The 17,831-nt window shown below is 37.6% G+C and carries 22 protein-coding genes and 1 tRNA gene; 14 read left to right on the top strand and 9 right to left on the bottom strand.

What is annotated here, in order from left to right; translation table 11 throughout:
• Position 1 precedes the first annotated feature (1 nt).
• From A3854_RS07035 to A3854_RS07010, 6 genes are read right to left on the bottom strand one after another with little or no spacing between them, the layout of a single operon-like run.
• Positions 2-499, bottom strand: coding sequence for a redoxin family protein (locus A3854_RS07035; protein WP_084041884.1), 498 nt, complete (start codon positions 497-499; stop codon positions 2-4).
• Positions 500-546: 47 nt separating this feature from the next.
• Positions 547-1,224 carry a molybdate ABC transporter permease subunit gene (gene modB, locus A3854_RS07030; RefSeq protein WP_084041883.1) on the bottom strand — a complete coding sequence of 226 codons (678 nt, stop codon included), beginning with the start codon at positions 1,222-1,224 and terminating at the stop codon, positions 547-549.
• Positions 1,221-2,078, bottom strand: a complete 858-nt coding sequence (locus A3854_RS07025; protein WP_084041882.1) for a sulfate/molybdate ABC transporter ATP-binding protein — start codon at positions 2,076-2,078, stop codon at positions 1,221-1,223. The genes modB and A3854_RS07025 overlap by 4 nt, the downstream gene beginning before the upstream one ends.
• Positions 2,075-2,470 carry a TOBE domain-containing protein gene (locus tag A3854_RS07020; protein ID WP_084041881.1) on the bottom strand — a complete coding sequence of 132 codons (396 nt, stop codon included), beginning with the start codon at positions 2,468-2,470 and terminating at the stop codon, positions 2,075-2,077. The genes A3854_RS07025 and A3854_RS07020 overlap by 4 nt, the downstream gene beginning before the upstream one ends.
• Positions 2,467-3,222 carry a molybdate ABC transporter substrate-binding protein gene (modA, locus tag A3854_RS07015; protein ID WP_084041880.1) on the bottom strand — a complete coding sequence of 252 codons (756 nt, stop codon included), beginning with the start codon at positions 3,220-3,222 and terminating at the stop codon, positions 2,467-2,469. The genes A3854_RS07020 and modA (A3854_RS07015) overlap by 4 nt, the downstream gene beginning before the upstream one ends.
• A complete protein-coding gene (locus tag A3854_RS07010) occupies positions 3,223-4,005 on the bottom strand; it encodes a TOBE domain-containing protein (RefSeq protein WP_084041879.1) in 783 nt (260 codons plus the stop codon). It abuts the gene before it with no gap.
• 160 nt (positions 4,006-4,165) lie between these two features.
• Between A3854_RS07010 and A3854_RS07005 the strand changes: the two genes are divergently transcribed.
• From A3854_RS07005 to A3854_RS06995, 3 genes are read left to right on the top strand one after another with little or no spacing between them, the layout of a single operon-like run.
• A complete protein-coding gene (locus tag A3854_RS07005; protein WP_084041878.1) occupies positions 4,166-4,876 on the top strand; it encodes an MlaA family lipoprotein in 711 nt (236 codons plus the stop codon).
• A 2-nt stretch (positions 4,877-4,878) separates the two neighbouring features.
• The gene (locus A3854_RS07000) at positions 4,879-5,481 is read left to right on the top strand and encodes a Tgt2/MlaC family protein (RefSeq protein ID WP_084041877.1); all 603 of its coding nucleotides are present in this window, start codon (positions 4,879-4,881) and stop codon (positions 5,479-5,481) included.
• Complete coding sequence (locus A3854_RS06995; RefSeq protein ID WP_084041876.1) at positions 5,481-7,925, top strand: efflux RND transporter permease subunit; 2,445 nt, start codon at positions 5,481-5,483, stop codon at positions 7,923-7,925. The genes A3854_RS07000 and A3854_RS06995 overlap by 1 nt, the downstream gene beginning before the upstream one ends.
• On the opposite strand, the gene A3854_RS06990 is transcribed toward A3854_RS06995, so the two are convergent.
• Positions 7,922-8,497, bottom strand: coding sequence for a BON domain-containing protein (locus tag A3854_RS06990; protein WP_084041875.1), 576 nt, complete (start codon positions 8,495-8,497; stop codon positions 7,922-7,924). The two genes, A3854_RS06995 and A3854_RS06990, sit on opposite strands and share 4 nt — an antisense overlap.
• A 75-nt stretch (positions 8,498-8,572) precedes the next feature.
• On the opposite strand from A3854_RS06990, the gene A3854_RS09650 reads away from it, so the two are divergent.
• Positions 8,573-8,670, top strand: a tRNA-Sec gene (locus A3854_RS09650).
• A 6-nt stretch (positions 8,671-8,676) separates the two neighbouring features.
• On the opposite strand, the gene A3854_RS06985 is transcribed toward A3854_RS09650, so the two are convergent.
• The gene (locus tag A3854_RS06985) at positions 8,677-9,336 is read right to left on the bottom strand and encodes a molybdate ABC transporter permease subunit (RefSeq protein WP_084041874.1); all 660 of its coding nucleotides are present in this window, start codon (positions 9,334-9,336) and stop codon (positions 8,677-8,679) included.
• Positions 9,337-9,344: 8 nt separating this feature from the next.
• Positions 9,345-10,043, bottom strand: a complete 699-nt coding sequence (modA, locus tag A3854_RS06980) for a molybdate ABC transporter substrate-binding protein (protein ID WP_084041873.1) — start codon at positions 10,041-10,043, stop codon at positions 9,345-9,347.
• 124 nt (positions 10,044-10,167) lie between these two features.
• On the opposite strand from modA (A3854_RS06980), the gene A3854_RS06975 reads away from it, so the two are divergent.
• The 10 genes from A3854_RS06975 (at position 10,168) to A3854_RS06930 (ending at position 17,811) form a co-directional block, all read left to right on the top strand.
• Complete coding sequence (locus tag A3854_RS06975) at positions 10,168-11,256, top strand: nicotinate phosphoribosyltransferase (RefSeq protein ID WP_084041872.1); 1,089 nt, start codon at positions 10,168-10,170, stop codon at positions 11,254-11,256.
• Between the two features lie 8 nt (positions 11,257-11,264).
• Entirely contained in the window at positions 11,265-11,762 is a 498-nt protein-coding gene (locus A3854_RS06970) for a chemotaxis protein (RefSeq protein ID WP_084041871.1), read from the top strand.
• A 112-nt stretch (positions 11,763-11,874) separates the two neighbouring features.
• Positions 11,875-12,690: a menaquinone biosynthesis family protein gene (locus A3854_RS06965; protein WP_374057406.1), complete on the top strand. Its 816-nt coding sequence runs from the start codon at positions 11,875-11,877 to the stop codon at positions 12,688-12,690.
• Positions 12,687-12,956 carry a flagellar biosynthesis protein FliQ gene (fliQ, locus tag A3854_RS06960; RefSeq protein WP_223154231.1) on the top strand — a complete coding sequence of 90 codons (270 nt, stop codon included), beginning with the start codon at positions 12,687-12,689 and terminating at the stop codon, positions 12,954-12,956. Before A3854_RS06965 ends, fliQ begins: the two co-directional genes overlap by 4 nt.
• Complete coding sequence (locus A3854_RS06955; protein ID WP_084041869.1) at positions 12,953-13,750, top strand: UDP-N-acetylmuramate dehydrogenase; 798 nt, start codon at positions 12,953-12,955, stop codon at positions 13,748-13,750. Before fliQ ends, A3854_RS06955 begins: the two co-directional genes overlap by 4 nt.
• 8 nt (positions 13,751-13,758) lie before the next feature.
• Positions 13,759-14,247: an addiction module antitoxin gene (locus A3854_RS06950; RefSeq protein ID WP_084041868.1), complete on the top strand. Its 489-nt coding sequence runs from the start codon at positions 13,759-13,761 to the stop codon at positions 14,245-14,247.
• A 63-nt stretch (positions 14,248-14,310) separates the two neighbouring features.
• A complete protein-coding gene (gene recA, locus A3854_RS06945; protein WP_002940852.1) occupies positions 14,311-15,408 on the top strand; it encodes a recombinase RecA in 1,098 nt (365 codons plus the stop codon).
• Complete coding sequence (gene eno / locus A3854_RS06940; RefSeq protein ID WP_084041867.1) at positions 15,408-16,658, top strand: phosphopyruvate hydratase; 1,251 nt, start codon at positions 15,408-15,410, stop codon at positions 16,656-16,658. Before recA ends, eno begins: the two co-directional genes overlap by 1 nt.
• Positions 16,659-16,762: 104 nt before the next feature.
• On the top strand, positions 16,763-16,945 hold the full coding sequence (locus A3854_RS09935) for a hypothetical protein (RefSeq protein ID WP_180378667.1): 183 nt from the start codon (positions 16,763-16,765) through the stop codon (positions 16,943-16,945).
• Positions 16,946-16,950: 5 nt separating this feature from the next.
• Positions 16,951-17,811: an AMIN domain-containing protein gene (locus A3854_RS06930; RefSeq protein WP_084041865.1), complete on the top strand. Its 861-nt coding sequence runs from the start codon at positions 16,951-16,953 to the stop codon at positions 17,809-17,811.
• Positions 17,812-17,831 lie beyond the last annotated feature (20 nt).

Genomic DNA, 17,831 nt, shown 5'->3' with positions numbered 1-17,831 from the left:
CCTAGTAGTCTTTTTCTTTGAGTTTTTCTAGCATATTTTTAGCATCATTCTCAGGATCATCCACTATATATGCGCGCCTTATCTTACCATCTTTTATGATGAGTGTTTGTCTAAAGTAAAATTTATGTCCATTTGATGCAGAAAAAACTGGAAGTTCAAGCGCCCTTTCAAGCATAAACTCACTATCGTTTAGAAACATGACTCCAGTTGAAGTCTCTTCTTGAAATTTCTTTTGAGCTGCGATATCTTGTGAGCTAATGGCCACTACCATGAAACCAAGATCGTTAAAATCTTTTAAAAATTTCTTGTAGTTTATCGCTTGTTTGGTGCAGCCCTTCATACCAGGTGTATTTTGTAGTTGCTCACTTAAAAGACTAAAGTCCTCGCCTATCTTTGGGTAGATAAAAATGACGCAGTCGTGCGTTCTTGCAAAGGCGGAAAAATCAAATTCCTTACTATCTAAGGTATTTAAATATATACTTGTAGGCACTTTTATCATACTTCATCCTTTAAAATTTTTACTATTATATCTTTATAAGCTTTGTCTTAAGCTTTTTTAGAATTTAAAAGATAAACTACGAAAAGAACAAAAAAGCTAATTATTAGCATCAAAAGTGCATAGATATGAGCCTTGGTGTAATCAAGCATTTCAACCGCTTCAAATATCGCGATGCTAGCGACCTTGCTCTCTCCAGCTACGCTACCGCCTATCATTAAAACAACACCAAACTCACCCATAGTGTGAGCAAAACTAACGACAATAGCTGTTAATAAATTTGATCTAATACTTGGCAAAATCACCCTAAAAATAGTCGTGAGCTTATTTTTACCAAGACTATAACTTGCTTCAAAAAGGCTCTTTTTTAGGCTATTTAGCCCAGCATAAATCGGCCCAAACATAAATGGCAATGAATAGATACAACTTGCCACAACAAGACCTGTGAAATTAAAAACTAACCTAACCCCAAAATTTTCTTCAATAAATCTACCAAAGGCCGAATAAGGTGAAAGAAAAATGAGCAGATAAAAGCCAAGAACGCTTGGTGGCAAAACTAAAGGCAGTGAGATTACTGACTCTAAAAATGATTTGCCGAAAAATTTTTTCTGAGACATAAAATAAGCAAGTACGATGCAGACAAAAAATAAAATAAAAGTTGTTATAAAAGATAATTTTAGCGATAGCCAAAATGGCTCGTAATCGATACTTTTTAACTCGTCTATCATGCTTTTTCCAAATTTACACTAAATGCTTTTGTGCTAACTACTACCATATCGCCTGCTTTTAGATTCATTGCTTCGCTGCTACTTAGCACCACTTCACAAATTTGGCGGTTTATTAATACATTTGCCACGTAAATAGCATCACGTTTTTTTATCTCTAAAATTTTAGCGTTAAAGGCAAATTTCTGCGATCCTGCACTCTTTAAAAATATCTCACTTGCACTACCTGATCTTGAAATTTTTCCATTTTCAAGGACAAAGACTTTATTGCAAAGCTTATAAATTTCAGCGATATCATGGCTTACTAAAATAATGCTCATCTTAAACTCATCATGAAGTGTGAGTAAATAGTCTTGAAGTTTCTCACGCATAGCATTATCAAGCGCGCTTAACGGCTCATCAAGTAGCAAAATTTCAGGCTTCCTCATAACCGCACGAGCTAAAGCAACACGTTGCTTTTGACCGCCAGAAAGAGTGCTAATTTTTGCATTTTTTAGACTTGTTAGACCGCAGATATCAAGAAGTTTATTTGCCAGGCTTATGTCATCTTTTGCAAAGAGCAAATTTTTAAAGACATTCATATTTTCAAACAAAGCATAATCTTGAAATAAAAAGCCAATATTTCGTTTTTGTGGAGCCAAATTTGTCTTTTCATCAAAGAAAATTTTATCTCCAACCTTTATAAAGCCACTTTGTGGTGCTTCAAAACCAGCGATCAAGCGTAAAATAGTGGTCTTTCCGCCACCGCTTGCTCCATAAAGTGCGACAAAATCACCACTTTCAAAGCTAAGGTCGGCCTCAAGTAAAAATTTTCCGCCACCGCCATTTAGCTCTTTTTTACAAGAAATTTCTATCATTTTTGTGTACTTATGTGAATGCTTGTAGATTTTATATAGGCAAAGACTTCATCGTTTTCACCTATGTTCATAGTTTTTAATGCGTGATTTGAGATAATAGCTTCGAAATAAATTTCGCCACACTTTAAGCTAATAACACTTAAAATTTCACCAAAATTTATAGCTTCAATCACGCACTTTAGCTCGTTTTCAAGCGAGCTATTATTTAGTTTGTCTTTTGCCAAGATAACATCGGAGCTTTTAAAACCTAAGTCAATCTCATCATTTAAGGCGAATTTGCTAGCCTCATTTAAGACTAGCATAAATAAATTCGCCTCTAAATTTAGACCTTTTAGCTCAAATAAGTTAACGTCATCTTTAGTTAAAATTCCAACGATCTTTGCTCTTATCATTTAGCTGGAACGTTGTAACCAAATTTCTTGAAAATTTCTCTTGATTTATCACCTAAGATAAACTCATAAAATGCTTTTGCATCATCATTTTTTTCAGCATGTTTTAGAAGAACGATACCTTGATCGATCGGAGTGTATAGCTCTTGTGGAACAAGGATGTAATTAACGCCCTCTTTGTATTTTGACATTTTCTCATCAAAAAGTGCGCTAGCAGCGATAAAACCTACATCAGAAGCACTTAATGCTTGAGATAGAGTTTCAGAAATTTTTTGAGCATAAACGATATTTTTTTCTACTTCGTCATAAAGTTTTGCATTTTTAAGTGCTTCTATGCTAGCCTTACCGTATGGTGCTGTTTGTGGATTTGCAATAGAAATCGCCTTTAGGCCACGAACAACTTCGATGCCTTTTTTAAAATCAACATCTCTAATAGAAAAAATAGCCACAGCACCTTGTGCGTAAACTTTTGGTTCAGTGCTTGCAAAACCTGTATCATAAGCTTTTTGCGCAAAGCCCATATCAGCAGCCATGAATATATCGGCTGGAGCTGAGTTTTGTATCTGTGTAACAAGGCCACCACTTGCACCAAGTGTTAAGTTGATCTTGGCATTTGGATGAAGCTTGTTAAACTCTTTTATAAGCTCAGGAAATGCATATGTCGTATTTGCGGCAGCATAGACATTTACTTCAGCACCAAGTGCGTTTATGGCAAAAAAGGCTGCCAAACATAAAAATTTAAAAACTTTTCTCATTTAAACTCCTATAATGATTTGTGATGATTTTACTATTGCTAAAAGCGTATCGCCAACACCTATTTGCATATCCATCGCACTATCTTTTGTGATGATAGCAGTAAGTGTTTGCTCATCGCTTAATTTTAAAGTGATTTCAGCATTTACAGCACCTATCTTTGCTTCGATCACTTCGCCTTTTAGCTGATTTTTGGTGCTTATGCTTATATTTAGATCTTTGGCTAAAATGACAGCTGGAGCTTTAAAAATAAAAATAACTTTTTGACCAACTTTTAGACCTAAATTTTTCTCACTCTCGACCGTGATATTTGATTCAAGCGTACAGCCATTGCTTAGCTTTGCGATTATTTGAGAATTTACCGCACCATGGTTTATGCCAGTGATTTCACATGAGAGCTGATTTCTAGCACTTAAATTCATGCTCATCCTTTGAAGGTTTATGATATCCACATCCTCAACATCTACCTTTTGACAAATTTTTTGCAAAAAATCCTTTTGAGTCTCAAGGATCGTGTCATAAATTTTTATCAGTTTATCGGCATACTCACTTAGCTCAGAGCCACTATTTTTCTTATTTCCATCGGCTCTAATGATAAGGGGCTTACTGCTTTTATTGTTTATCGTATCAAGACAGTCCCAAGCATTTTTGTATGATATGCCAACCAGTTCCGCTGCTTTTGTAATACTTTTTGTCTTTTTTATAGCCTTTAATAAAGCAATATGTTTTGCTAAAACCTGTGTGTCTTCACCTAAAAATAGTTCTAAATTTATATCTGCTTTCAAAATTTACCTTCTAGTATAAAAGAATAATTTATGAAATATATCTAATTATATTAATTCTAAAGCTTAAATTTAAGTTGATTTATAAATTTTTCTTAATTTCTTGTAAAGTTTTTAAAAGATAAAATCTAGCAACATTTTGTAAATAAAAATAAGGGTTGGTATGAAATTTTTACTTGCTATCTTTTTTAGTTTGCTTTTAGCCTGTGCTAATACTGACATAAATGCGAATAGTGAAAGCGATGAATTTGATGTTGAATTTGAGGCAAGAAAAGATGTTTTTGACCCACTTAGTGGCTACAATAGAATGATGACACATGCAAATGACTTTATCTATGTAAATATGCTAACTCCGGTGGCAAAAGGCTATGCCTATGTTGTGCCAAAAACAGCTAGAACAATGGTTTCAAATTTCTTTGATAATCTGCTTTTCCCGGTTCGCTTTGTAAATAATTTGCTTCAGTTTAAATTTCAAAATGCTGGTGAAGAGGTATTAAGATTTTTGGCAAATACAATAGTTGGTTTTGGCGGATTAACCAATGGGGCAAAATATTACGGCTTAAAGCCACATAATGAAGACTTTGGGCAAACACTTGGATACTGGGGAGTTGGGAGTGGCTTTCATATAGTTTGGCCGCTACTTGGACCATCAAACTTAAGAGATACTGGCGGTATGATCGGAGATTATTTTGCCGATCCTATTAGCTACGTTGATCCTATACTTTTATCAACTGGTATCAAATCATATAGAGCATTTAATAGCTTTTCGCAAGATCCAACTGCTTATGAAAAACTAAGAAAAGATGCTATTGATCTTTATCCATTTTTACGCGATGCTTACGAGCAAAGACGCGATAAGCTTATCAAGGAGTAAATATGAAAATTTTAAAAATTCTAACTATGATTTTACTTTTTACAACTAGCCTTTTTGCTATTTCCAAAGAGCAGATCAAGCCTGAAGTAGAGATGAAAACAACAAAGGTTATTGAAATTTTAAAAGATACAAATTTAGACAATAATGCAAAGACAAAAGAAATTTTTGCACTTCTTGATCCATTTTTTGACTATAAACAAATGGCAAAAATAAGCCTTGGTAAACGTTACAACAGCTTAAGTAGCGATGAGCAGGCTAAATTTGACGCAGCATTTGAGCAAAAACTAAAAAGCTCATACATAGATAAACTTTTAGGGTATAAAGATCAAGAGATACGTATAACTGGCGAGAGTGAGCCACAAAAAAATAGGTACTGGCTAACATCTGAGCTTGTAAACGACGGAAAAATTTATGAGTTTGTATATAAATTTTATGACGCAAAAGAGCGTGGCTGGCTCATTTACGATCTTGATATCGTTGGTGTAAGCATCATTCAAACATACAGAAGTCAGTTTGGTGATGTGCTAAATAACGCTGATTTCAATACTCTTTTACAAAAGCTAAACGAAGCTGTTTTGCCTGATCAAAATAAAACAAACCCTTAATGCGACAAATTTTTAAATTTATCATTGCTAAAAACAAGCTTATTATTGCTCTAATTTTAGCTTTAAGCGTAGTTTTTGGCTATCTTAGCACCAAGCTTAGCGTTGATGCATCAGCTGAAACGCTACTGCTTGAGCATGATCCTGACTTAAAAGCTTATAGAGAGATAGCCAAACGCTACAACTCACCCGGATTTTTAGTGGTTGCTTTTACACCAAAAGATGATCTTTTTTCACCTAAAAATTTAGAACTTATCAAAAATTTAGGCGATGAACTAGCTAAAAACGATATGGTAAATAGCGTCATCTCTATAATAAATATTCCGCTTTTAAATAGTGTAAAAGGCGGGATTACGGGCATCTTAGATCATACTCCAACGCTGCAAGATAAAGATATAAATATTTCAAAAGCAAAGCTTGAGTTTGCCAAAAGTCCGATTTACAGCGGAAATTTGATAAGCAAAGATCTAAAAACCACAGCAATTGCTCTAAATTTAAAACAAGATGAGAAATTTAATGAGCTTGTAAATGAGAGAAATTTACTTAGCCAAAAAGAGTCAAACGGCACTATCACAAAAGCCGAGCGACTTAAACTAGAGGCTCTTGCCTATGAGTTTAAAGCCTACCGAGATGAGCTTAGAAAGAGCGATCACGAAAACCTTGAGGCAATAAAAGCAACCATAGCTAAATTTAACGCAAATGACGAGCTATTCTTAGGCGGTGCAAATATGATCGCTGATGATATGATAGGCTTTATAAAGAGCGATCTTTTGGTCTATGGCTTAAGTGTACTTGCTCTTCTTAGCTTTAGTTTGTGGCTATTTTTCAGGCAGATTAGATGGATAGTTTTGCCGATGTTTATATGTGCCATAAGTTCCATTTTTACGACCGGAATTTTTGGCATATTTGACTGGGAAGTGACGGTCATTAGCTCAAACTACATCGCACTTCAGCTCATCATTACTATTTCAACTGTGATTCATCTTGTCGTTAGCTACCGAGAATTTTACGCAAAGCATCCAAAATATAGCCAAAATCAGCTAATTTATCTAACGCTTCGTGATAAATTCTCTCCATCTTTTTGGGCGATATTTACCACAGTTATTGGCTTTAGCTCGCTTATGAGTGCTGACATAAAGCCAGTTATCATGCTTGGCATTATGATGAGCACTGGCATTAGCGTTTCGCTTGTGCTTGCGTTTTTGCTATTTGGTGCGATAAATGTAAATTTAAATAAATTAGCTCCCATTAGAACCTTTGAAAATAGCTTTAAATTTACAAAATACTGCGCGAATTTGGCTCTAAACTCAAGAAAGATTATTTACGTAGTTTGCGCTCTAGTTGTCTGCTTTGGTGTTTATGGTATCAGCAAGATAAAGGTTGAAAATAGCTTCATTGGCTACTTTAAAGAAAGCACAGAAATTCGCCAAGGAATGCAAGTCATTGATACTAAGCTTGGTGGCACGATACCAGTTGATGTGATAGTGAAATTTAAAGAGCAAAAACAAGATAAAAATACCGAGCAAGATGAGTTTGAAAATGAGTTTGAAAGCAACGCTAAGGATGCAAAATACTGGTTTAATAGCTATCACACAAGGGTTGCTGAGAAAATTCACGACTATTTAAAAGAGCAAAAATTTGTCGGACATGTAAGCTCGCTAGCAACCCTTATAAAAGCCATAAAAGAGCTAAATAACGGTGCGAGTGATGATTTTTTATTAGCTGCGATGTATGAGAAATTACCACAAAATTATAAAAATATCTTATTAAGTCCTTATGTAAGCGTTGAAGATGATGAGCTTAGATTTAGTATAAGGATCGTCGATAGTGACTCCGAGCTTAGACGAAATTTATTTCTAAAAGAGCTTAGAGAAGGGCTAGCACAGCTTACTAAAAATGACAATGTAAGCATAGAAGTGGCCGGCATGATGGTGCTTTATAATAATATGCTTCAAAATTTACTTAGCTCACAAGTTGATACTTTTGGACTAACTGTCGCTATACTTTTTGTCATATTTTGCTTTATTTTTAGAAGCATAAAGCTAGCAACCATTGCGATAGTTTCAAATTTAATCCCGCTTTGCACACTCTTTGGTGTGATGGGATTTTTTGGCATCCCGCTTGATGTGATGAGTATCACGATCGCAGCCATTAGTATTGGTATCGGCGTTGATGATATCATTCACTATATCCACCGCTTTAAAGAAGAAATGCTTACAAAAAGCGTTTTTGAGAGCATTAAAGTTGCACACGCAAGCATCGGATATGCGATGTATTACACATCGTTCACCATTTTTCTTGGCTTTAGTGTGATGATAACTAGCAATTTTATTCCAACTATATATTTTGGCTTACTAACCGATCTTGTTATGGTTTTTATGCTTCTTGGCGCGCTAATCATATTGCCAAGCCTAATAGCAAGCTTTGTAAAAAAGAGCGATATTTAATTGATAACTTTGATGAACGAGTAGACATCTGCCACGCCATCAATATGCTTAGCGTACCAAATAGCATGTTTTTCTTGTTCAATGCTATCAACTACGCCGCTAAATACGACATCGCAGCCAACTATGCTAACACGCACATTTGTGCCCTCAACTATACTATCTTTAAAAAGATTTTGCTTTAAGTTTGCAATAATTTTTAGACTATCACACGGATATTCTGGCTTTTTGATACGAAGATAGGTATAAATTTTTCGCACACCATCTGTACTTTTGGCTAGTTCTACTAGCTTATCTTCAAGCTCTTTACTATCAACAAGTCCGATCAGATAAGCATCTCCGTAAAAAACCTCTATCTCGATATCAATATTACTAAGCCCTTTTGAAAATAAAATTTTGCTTTGCAATTTGCTTTGTATAAATTTATCTCTTGTGATCGAGTAAATACCGCGTTTATCACGTGAAATAGAGTACGCATCATAGACATTTAGTGGCGCAGTTGCTGGGGTTAGTACTGAAGAGCAAGCGCAAAAAAATAGAGCCAAAAATGCAAAAACGCTAAATTTTAAAATCAGAAATCCTTTTGTAATTTCAAAAAGTTTATAGAAAATGGGCTAAAATTTATCTAAATCTGCTAAAATAACGCACACGGAGGATAAAGTAATCTGGTGATGCTCACGGGCTTCAAACCCGATGACTGGGCGGTTGACCGTCTGGTGGGGAGTTCGATTCTCTCATCCTCTCGCCACTCACTTTAAATTTTACTTTTATCAAGCAAATTTATAATCTCAAACAAAATAAAGCTTAATACAACCAAAACAAGGCTTAAAATCAGCGCTTCATCGCTTTTACCATCGTATACGGCATTATAAATGGCAAGCGAAATAGTGTCTGTTTTGCCTATGATATTGCCACCCAAAATTAGTGTTATGCCAACCTCGCCAAGCCCACGCGAGATCGCTAAGATAAAAGCTGCTGCTACGCTTTTTGCAACGCATGGAAAGAGCACAAAAATAGCTGTTTGAAATTTATCTTTCCCAAGGCTGTATGCTGCTTCACTTAGGCTTTTTGAAAGTGAGCCAAGAGCAGAAGCAACAGGCTTTACAAAAAGTGGTAGCGAAGCTATAAAAGCAGCTAACACAAGAGCTTTAAAACTAAAAATAATTTCTAAATTTAAAGCCTTGCCGACGATGCCATTTTTGCCAAGCAGATAAAGCAGTAAAAATCCAGTCGCAATGGGCGGAAAGATGAGTGGAAAAGTTACGATCATCTCTAAAATAGCTCTAAGCTTTGTCTTACTAAAAGCTAAGTAATAAGCCAAAGCCAGCCCAAAAACGATAAGCAAAGCCCCTTGGCACAAAACGACCTTTATGCTTAAAAATAGCGGATCAAAAAGCCAAGAGAGCTCTTGCAAATTTCGCCTTATCTTATGCCAAATTTAGTGTAAATTTCTTTTGATCTCTCGCTTTTTAGCTCATTTAAAAATTTCTCGCAATCAGCCTTTTTATCGCATCCTTCAAGCTTTGCAGCTACGATGTTTGCTGGAGCGTAAAGCGATTTGTCTATCAAGACAAAACTACCAAATTCATCTTTGTGTGCATTTAGTTCGGTCTGATTGATAAATCCTGCTTCAACTTCGCCGTTTAATATATAAGTAACGACTTGTGGCACACCAGCAACTGCTAAAATTTTATCCTTTAGCTCGCTGCTTAAATTTGCTTTTTGCATAAATTCATTCGCTCTTTTGCCATAAACTGTCTTTACAGCATCTGGCATAGCGATCTTAGAAAGAGTTTTTAGCTCATCAACTTTTTCTATTTTCACACCTTTTTTGGTAGCCAGCACCAAAGCACCTGAGCCTAAATTTACATATTCAGCGATCTTTAGATCAGATTTTTTCAAAAAGTCCTCATCGCCCACGATCACGTCAGTTTTGCCCTCTTTTGCCTGAGCCATGATCGCTGTGATGTTTGCAAAAGAAGTGTCGATATTTACGCCATCTTTTTTGAGATTTTGCGCGACTGCTTCGACTATCTTTTTATATCCGCCACCAGCACTTACTAGCAAATTTTCATTGCCAAATGCAAAAATTGCAACCATTAAAAGTAAGAACTTTTTCATATTTTTCCTTTAAAAGTAAAATTTCAAGATTTTATAAAATATACTCTTATACATTCTTAAAATATATTTTTATAATTTTTACTTTTCTACCAAAATGCTATAATCACGATAAAAAAGGACAGACATGAACGAACTTGAGCTAAAGATGCAAGGCAAGATAGATAGGCTAACAGATAAGACTTTTAGGCTAGATCCAAGGATCGGCGAGGGCTACTTTACTGCGAAATATTTTCTAAAAGTAAATGAGATAATTAAGCAAAACCTGCCAGATCAGCACGTGACGATGCAGTTTTTCCAAAGGCGCGATGATATCGTGCTTTGTGGCATTGACGAAGTTTTAGCCATCATCAATAAATTTGCCAAAGACCCAAGTGAGCTTGAAATTTACGCACTTGATGATGGCTATATCATAAACGCAAACGAGCCAGTTTTAAAGATAAGCGGCAAGTATGAAAATTTTGGCTTTTTAGAAAATGTGATCGACGCGACGCTCACCAGGAGAAGCTGCGTGGCGACAAACTCAAGAGACGTGATAAGAGCGGCAAATGGAAAGGACGTCTTTAGTATGGCAGATAGACAAGATGACATCTGCACGCAACCAGGCGACGGCTATGCATCATTTGTAGGCGGCATCAAAAAGGTCGCCACAGATGCTCAGGGCGAGCTTACTGGGCTAAAAGGTGGTGGCACCATGCCTCATGCACTCATTCAAATGTGCGGCGGGGATATAGTAAAAGCCTCAGAAATTTATGCTAAAACCTTTAAAAATGAGAAGATCACGGCATTGGTTGATTACAACAACGACGTAATCACAGACGCATTAAAAGCTGCAAATGCCTTAAAAGAGAGGCTTGGCGCGGTTAGAGTCGATACTAGTAAAAATTTGATTGATAAATATTTTGAAGGCAAAGATACGAGTAAATTTGACCCACATGGCGTTTGCAAGGAGCTTATATTTGCTCTAAGAGAGGCGCTTGATAAAGCTGGTTTTAAATACGTTAAAATCGTCGTTAGCTCAGGCTTTAGCCCTAAAATTATAAAAGAATTTGAAGCTTATAATACGCCGGTTGATACTTATGGCGTGGGAAGTTATCTTGTTAAAAATGACATTTGTGGCTTTACAGGCGATCTAGTCGAGCTAAATGGTAAAAATGAGGCTAAATTTGGTAGGAAAAATTTCGCCTCAGATAGGCTAAAGAGAGTGAAATTTTAAGAGAAAAGATGAAATTTATAAAAATTTTAACGTTTCTAGCGCTTTTTCTAACCGTTTGCACCTCCGCAAACTATGCTAACACCTTTGAAAAGGTTGGCATCTTTGAAGACGGAGTTTACCGATTTAGTGAAAATGGACTTGGCGTCAAAAAAGACCTGCTTGTAAAGGTGATCTCGGTTCAAAACGCGGACAGTTCACGCAAAAAGATCATCTCCATGCTAAATATCCCTAAAAATTCTAAAATTACGGACTTTAAAACAAGCGACGTTGGCGTGATAGTCTGGCCGTTTTACGAGTTTGAGGGCAAATTTATAACGACAATAATCGTTGAAAATATAAAAAAAGAAGATAGCGATCAAAAGTTACTTAAGATGTTAGAGCTTAAACATCCGTTTTACTCAACGCTCCAAGCTCGAAGAAAAGGGGCTAAAGACGCCATAGATGTGAAATACAAACTAAATTTCAAAGAGGCAAAGCTGGTAAAATCGTTTCAAAGTCGCCCTTAAAACTTTATTTTAAATAAATTTCATTAAAATGGCATAATCAAAAAAAGGATCGTCTTTGCAAAATTTCAAGAATATAAACGTCGCTCACTCGCCTGATGCTGACGATATTTTTATGTATGCCGCGGTCAAATTTGGCTGGGTTAGCAGTAAAAATTTAGCCTTCACATCAAAGGCGCTTGATATAGAAACGCTAAACGAGGAGGCGCTAAAAGGCACTTATGAGGCCACAGCGATCAGCTTTGCACTCTATCCAAAAATTTGCGACGAGTATGCGCTTTTACGCTGTGCTGTAAGCTTTGGCAATGGATATGGCCCAAAGCTTATCAAGCTAAAAGGCAAGCAGCTAAAGCGAAATTTTAAGGTCGCACTCTCTGGCAAAAATACGACAAATGCCTTACTTTTTCGTATCGCCTATCCAGAAGCGAGAATTATTTATAAAAATTTCTTAGAGATAGAAAATGCCGTGCTTAGCGGCGAGGTCGATGCTGGGGTGCTTATACATGAAAGTATCTTAAATTTCTCCGACCAACTCTGTGTAGAACGTGAAATTTGGGACATCTGGAGTGAGCTAAACGGCGAAAATTTACCTCTTCCACTTGGCGGCATGGCGCTTAGACGAAGCCTGCCGATAACCGATGCGATCGAGTGCGAGAGAGTGCTTAGCGAGGCCGTTAGGATCGCCACTTCACACAAGCCATTTTTATCTCACATGCTAATGGAGCGAAATCTCATCAGAGTTGGCAAAGAGGAGCTTAAAACGTATCTAAATTTATACGCAAATGACGAGTCTATAAGCATGAACGAAACGCAGCTAAAAGCGCTAAATAAGCTCTATCAAATAGGCCATGACAAAGGTTTTTTTGAAAAGCCAATCGACGTAAACGACTACCTCATCCCAACTGAATACAACGAAGCAAGGTTTAGCTGATGCAAAGTACGCTTGTCTCACTTGGAGTTGAAACCTTTAAGATCGCTCTTTACATAAGCCTTCCGATGCTGCTAAGCGGGCTAATCGCTGGTCTTATCATCTCCATTTTCCAAGCGACTACGCAGATAAACGAAACTACACTAAGTTTCGTGCCAAAAATTTTGCTAGTCGTCGTTGTCATCATATTTTTAATGCCCTGGATGATCTCGATGATGGTTGAATTTACCACTCGTATGCTTGATTTTATACCGGAATTTATCCAGTGACGAGGCTTATTGATTTTTCTAAATTTACCTCAGTTAGGATAGGTGGCGTGCATGAAATTTTCGAGGTTGATAGCCTTGAAGATCTAAGCTCGCCTCACTTTTTAGGCGCTGTGATGATAGGCGGAGGCAATAACCTACTCATCTCGTCAAATCCCCCAAAAATGGCGATGCTTGGCAAGAGTTTTGACTATATAATTTTAGAAATTTGTGATGAAAAAATTTACCTTGAGATAGGTGCTGCGACAAAATCAGCTAAAATTTATAACTTCTGCAAACAAAATAACATAGCTCACCTAGAGTTTTTAAAAAATATCCCAGGCACACTTGGCGGACTTATAAAAATGAACGCTGGACTGCTTAAATTTAGCATAAGCGACAACCTCACACATGTGCGTCTGGCTCGTGGTTGGGTACGCAAAGATGAGATAAGCTTTAGCTACCGCCACAGCGGCATAGATGAGGCCATTTTGGGGGCTAAATTTGAGCTTCGTAGTGGCTTTGATGCGAGCATTTCTGAAGCTATCAGTGCAAAAAGGGCAAATCAGCCAAAAGGAGCTAGCTTTGGTAGCTGCTTTGTAAATCCAGAGGGGCACTTTGCAGGGGCTTTGCTTGAGTCGGTTGGGCTAAAAGGATACGCGATAGGCGGAGCGAAATTTAGCGAGGAGCACGCAAATTTTTTGATAAATTTTAAACACGCAAGCTTTGAGGACGCCACTAGCCTTATAAATTTGGCTAGAGCTAGAGTTTTAGAGAAATTTGGTGTAGAGCTTAAGACTGAAGTTTGCATTTTATAAGGATGATGGTGAGTGAGTTTTTAATAGAAGTTTTTACCCTTTCAGTTTTGTTTATGATTATTGGTCTTTACGCTGTTTATAGGGCCAAAAAGGCGCAAAGCGAGCATGAGAAAAATGTGGCTGATTATGATAAAAATTTACTAAATTTTGCCAAAATTTTAGGCATAAAAGATCACATAGACCTAGTTAAATTTGATGAAATTTTAGTTCAGGCCTTAGAAGAAAAACTAATTTTTAAATTTAATAAATTAACCTCACAAGAGGAATTTGCCTCTTTTATAAAAGATGAGAATTTCAAAACCAAACCCCAAATTTCACAAAACAGTATCGACGAAGCCTTTCTTACACTTTGCACTAGCTCTCTTGTGGAGCCGCTTAAGCTTGCAATACTAAAAAATGAAGATCAAATTTATGGATTTTTGTTTGAAAAAGAGCACCTTTTTGCTCTTATTGATAGCGCTGCGCTGCTTGGCGAAAATATTATAATTTGCGAGTAAATCAAGTAAAATTCATCTCTTTTTAGATAAAATCAAGCCAAATTTCAACTTATAAGGTAAAAAATGGCAAAAGAAAAAGATAGTGACAAAAAAATAGCTATCCCAGAGAGCGAAGCGGACAAGAAAAAGGCGCTCGAGCTTGCACTAAAGCAGATCGATAAAGCTTTTGGCAAAGGCACGCTTTTAAGACTTGGTGACAAAGAGGTTGAGGCTATCGAGTCGATACCTACTGGCTCGCTAGGACTTGATCTAGCTCTTGGCATAGGCGGCGTTCCAAAAGGTAGGATCATCGAGATCTACGGGCCAGAGAGCTCTGGTAAGACCACACTCACACTTCACATCATCGCTGAAGCGCAAAAAGCTGGCGGAATTTGTGCATTTGTCGATGCAGAGCACGCATTAGACGTAAAATACGCTTCAAATTTAGGCGTAAATACCGACAACCTTTACGTCTCTCAGCCAGACTTTGGCGAGCAGGCACTTGAGATCGTTGAGACGCTTGCAAGAAGCGGTGCGATCGATCTTATCGTAGTTGATAGCGTCGCAGCTCTTACTCCAAAGAGCGAGATAGACGGCGATATGGGCGATCAGCACGTTGGCCTGCAAGCAAGACTAATGAGTCAGGCGCTTAGAAAGCTAACTGGAATTTTAAGCAAGATGAAGACAACTGTTATCTTCATCAACCAAATTCGTATGAAGATCGGTATGATGGGATATGGCACGCCAGAGACCACGACTGGCGGTAATGCGCTTAAATTTTACTCATCTGTAAGGATCGATGTCAGAAAGATAGCCACACTTAAACAAAATGACGAGCCTATCGGCAACCGCACAAAAGCAAAAGTCGTTAAAAACAAGGTCGCGCCTCCATTTAAAGTGGCTGAATTTGACATCATGTTTGGCGAGGGTGTGAGCAAAGAGGGCGAGATCATCGACTATGGCGTAAAGCTCGACATTATCGACAAATCAGGCGCGTGGTTTAGCTACAAGGCCGAAAAACTAGGTCAAGGTAGAGAAAACGCCAAAGCCTATCTAAAAGAGCACCCAGAAATTTCTGATGAGATAGTAGCGGCGATCAAAGGCTCAATGGGGATCGATCACCTAATAAGCAGCGGCGCAAAAGACGAAGACGACGACACAAACGAAGCAGGAGATGAATAATGGTATTTATTGAAGATGTAGAAGCTCACGAGGTTTTAGACAGCAGAGGCAACCCAACAGTTCGTGCTACAGTTAGACTAAGCGACGGAACCGAGGCAAGCGCGATCGTACCAAGCGGCGCAAGCACTGGCAAGCGTGAGGCGCTCGAGCTTCGCGACAAAGACGAGAGATATGCTGGCAAAGGCGTTTTAAAGGCTGTTTCAAACGTAAATGAAAAGATCGCAGAAGCGGTGATAGGACTTGATGCTTACAACCAAAAAGCAGTCGATGCTGAGATGCTTGAGCTTGATGGCACGCACAACTACTCAAATTTAGGCGCAAACGCAGTCCTTGGCGTATCTATGGCGGTAGCTCGCGCAGCTGCAAAGAGCCTAAATATCCCGCTTTATCGCTACCTTGGCGGTGCAAACGCTAGCATCTTGCCAGTACCGATGTTTAACATCATAAATGGCGGCGCGCACGCAAACAATAGCGTTGATTTTCAAGAATTTATGATCATGCCATTTGGTTTTAGCACATTTAGCGAAGCACTTAGAGCTGCAACTGAAATTTATCACAAGCTAAAATCTATCCTAAACGCAGCTGGCCATAGCACTGCTGTCGGCGACGAGGGTGGTTTTGCTCCAAATTTAAAAGACAACGAAGAGCCACTAAAGCTTATCTCGCAAGCTGTAAAAGAGGCTGGATATGAGCTAGGCAGCCAAATCAAACTTGCCCTTGACGTCGCTTCAAGTGAGCTTTATAAAGACGGCAAATACGAGCTTGAGGGCAAGAAATTTAGCAGTAACGAGCTCATTAGCTACTATGAAAAACTTTGCGAAAAATATCCGATATTTTCTATCGAAGATGGCCTTAGCGAGGATGACTGGAGCGGCTGGGCTGAGCTTACAAAAAAGCTTGGCAGCAAAGTGCAGCTAGTTGGCGACGATCTTTTTGTCACAAATGAGAAAATTTTACGCGAAGGCATTGAGAAAAAGATCGCAAATGCAATCTTAATCAAGCCAAATCAAATAGGCTCAGTCACACAAACTATGCAAACTGTCCGTCTTGCTCAAAGAAACGGATATCGCTGCATAATGAGCCATAGAAGCGGCGAGAGCGAAGATGCGTTTATCGCTGACTTTGCAGTCGCACTAAATACTGGTGAGATAAAGACAGGCGCCACCTCAAGAAGCGAGCGCAACGCAAAATACAACCGCTTGCTTGAGATCGAACTTGAGGCTGGAGAGTTTTTGGGGGATAATATTTGAGTGAAATTTTAGACGAATATGGCAACACTGATGGCATATTTCATAAAATTTTAAAATACATTAGACCGACATTACGCTACGTCATAGCCACCATTTGTGTGGCTATGTTTGCTTTTTATGTAGGCAATATGATGTTTGGCAAACGCTCGCTTGATGTTATGCTAAGCCTTCAAAGTAAAAAAGAGAGGCTTAGCGAAGACGTGGAAATTTTAAAAAAAATGAACGCGCGTCTGCAAAAAGATTATTTTGAATTACAAGGCCTTGAGCCAGACTTTAATAAAAAGTAGGAATGATGAAAAAATTTTGGTTAGTTTTATCTATATTTGCAGCAAGCGTCTTTGCTAGAGAGAACCCATTTATGCCTATTAGCGAGCTAAATACAAGCGTTATGACAACAAATATCATAGAAAAATTTGATAGATTTGATTCTCTTTCGTTTAAATTTCCAAGCGATGCGGCACTTTTACTAGATGTCACCATAAGATATAGAGCAAATGACGGCACCATAAAGGAAAAAAGACTAGCTGATATAAATAAAACTATCGATTACAGCGATGAATTTGCTTTAAATAAGGTAAAAAATCCAGAACCAGTCGTGGCAAAAAAGCTAGATGTTTCAGTCACAATGGCAAATATGCCTAGTCAAAAAGTAAGCACTCCTGTGATAATAGAAAAAAATGAAACTAAAATTTCAAATAGAGATAGAAATAAAACTTCAGATATGCCAACTCCAAATGTTGTAGTAATCGATCTTAGCACAGACAAAACAAAAGAAACTACCATAAAGCCTGAACAAAAGGTGGTCGAGATAAAGATCGAGCCTAGTGCAAAGCCAGTTGATAGTGTCAAAAATGGAAAAGATGTTAAATTTCTAGGTTTTATAAGCTTTCTAGCCAACGACAAAGAGCTAAAAATCGCTACAAAAGCTAAAAATTTGAAGCATTTTGCTTATGAGAAAAATAAGATTGTTCTTGACTTTGCAAGGCCGCCAAGAAGCTTTAAAACTAAGAGCTTAAAACTTGAAAATGAACATTTTAAAAATGTGATCATAGGCTGGCACGATAGATATTTCAGAGTGGTTTTAGAGCTTGATAAGATGCATAAATATAAGCTTGAAGCCGCTGAAAATGGATATTTGCTTAAGCTTTTATAGTTGAATTTTAAAAAGAGTAG

Origin of the sequence: Campylobacter concisus, assembly GCF_002092845.1 — a bacterium.
Taxonomy (GTDB): Bacteria; Campylobacterota; Campylobacteria; order Campylobacterales; family Campylobacteraceae; genus Campylobacter_A; species Campylobacter_A concisus_AQ.
Note: the sequence above shows the minus strand (reverse complement) of the source record. Positions and strands in the feature narration are given on the sequence as shown.

Bases quoted from the DNA above. Each gene is read 5' to 3' on its own strand.
- A3854_RS07035 (WP_084041884.1), bottom strand. From the start codon at position 499: ATGATAAAAGTGCCTACAAGTATATATTTAAATACCTTAGATAGTAAG.
- modB (WP_084041883.1), bottom strand. From the start codon at position 1,224: ATGATAGACGAGTTAAAAAGTATCGATTACGAGCCATTTTGGCTATCG.
- A3854_RS07025 (WP_084041882.1), bottom strand. From the start codon at position 2,078: ATGATAGAAATTTCTTGTAAAAAAGAGCTAAATGGCGGTGGCGGAAAA.
- A3854_RS07020 (WP_084041881.1), bottom strand. From the start codon at position 2,470: ATGATAAGAGCAAAGATCGTTGGAATTTTAACTAAAGATGACGTTAAC.
- modA (WP_084041880.1), bottom strand. From the start codon at position 3,222: ATGAGAAAAGTTTTTAAATTTTTATGTTTGGCAGCCTTTTTTGCCATA.
- A3854_RS07005 (WP_084041878.1), top strand. From the start codon at position 4,166: ATGAAATTTTTACTTGCTATCTTTTTTAGTTTGCTTTTAGCCTGTGCT.
- A3854_RS07000 (WP_084041877.1), top strand. From the start codon at position 4,879: ATGAAAATTTTAAAAATTCTAACTATGATTTTACTTTTTACAACTAGC.
- A3854_RS06995 (WP_084041876.1), top strand. From the start codon at position 5,481: ATGCGACAAATTTTTAAATTTATCATTGCTAAAAACAAGCTTATTATT.
- modA (WP_084041873.1), bottom strand. From the start codon at position 10,043: ATGAAAAAGTTCTTACTTTTAATGGTTGCAATTTTTGCATTTGGCAAT.
- A3854_RS06975 (WP_084041872.1), top strand. From the start codon at position 10,168: ATGAACGAACTTGAGCTAAAGATGCAAGGCAAGATAGATAGGCTAACA.
- A3854_RS06970 (WP_084041871.1), top strand. From the start codon at position 11,265: ATGAAATTTATAAAAATTTTAACGTTTCTAGCGCTTTTTCTAACCGTT.
- A3854_RS06965 (WP_374057406.1), top strand. From the start codon at position 11,875: ATGTATGCCGCGGTCAAATTTGGCTGGGTTAGCAGTAAAAATTTAGCC.
- recA (WP_002940852.1), top strand. From the start codon at position 14,311: ATGGCAAAAGAAAAAGATAGTGACAAAAAAATAGCTATCCCAGAGAGC.
- eno (WP_084041867.1), top strand. From the start codon at position 15,408: ATGGTATTTATTGAAGATGTAGAAGCTCACGAGGTTTTAGACAGCAGA.
- A3854_RS09935 (WP_180378667.1), top strand. From the start codon at position 16,763: ATGTTTGCTTTTTATGTAGGCAATATGATGTTTGGCAAACGCTCGCTT.
- A3854_RS06930 (WP_084041865.1), top strand. From the start codon at position 16,951: ATGAAAAAATTTTGGTTAGTTTTATCTATATTTGCAGCAAGCGTCTTT.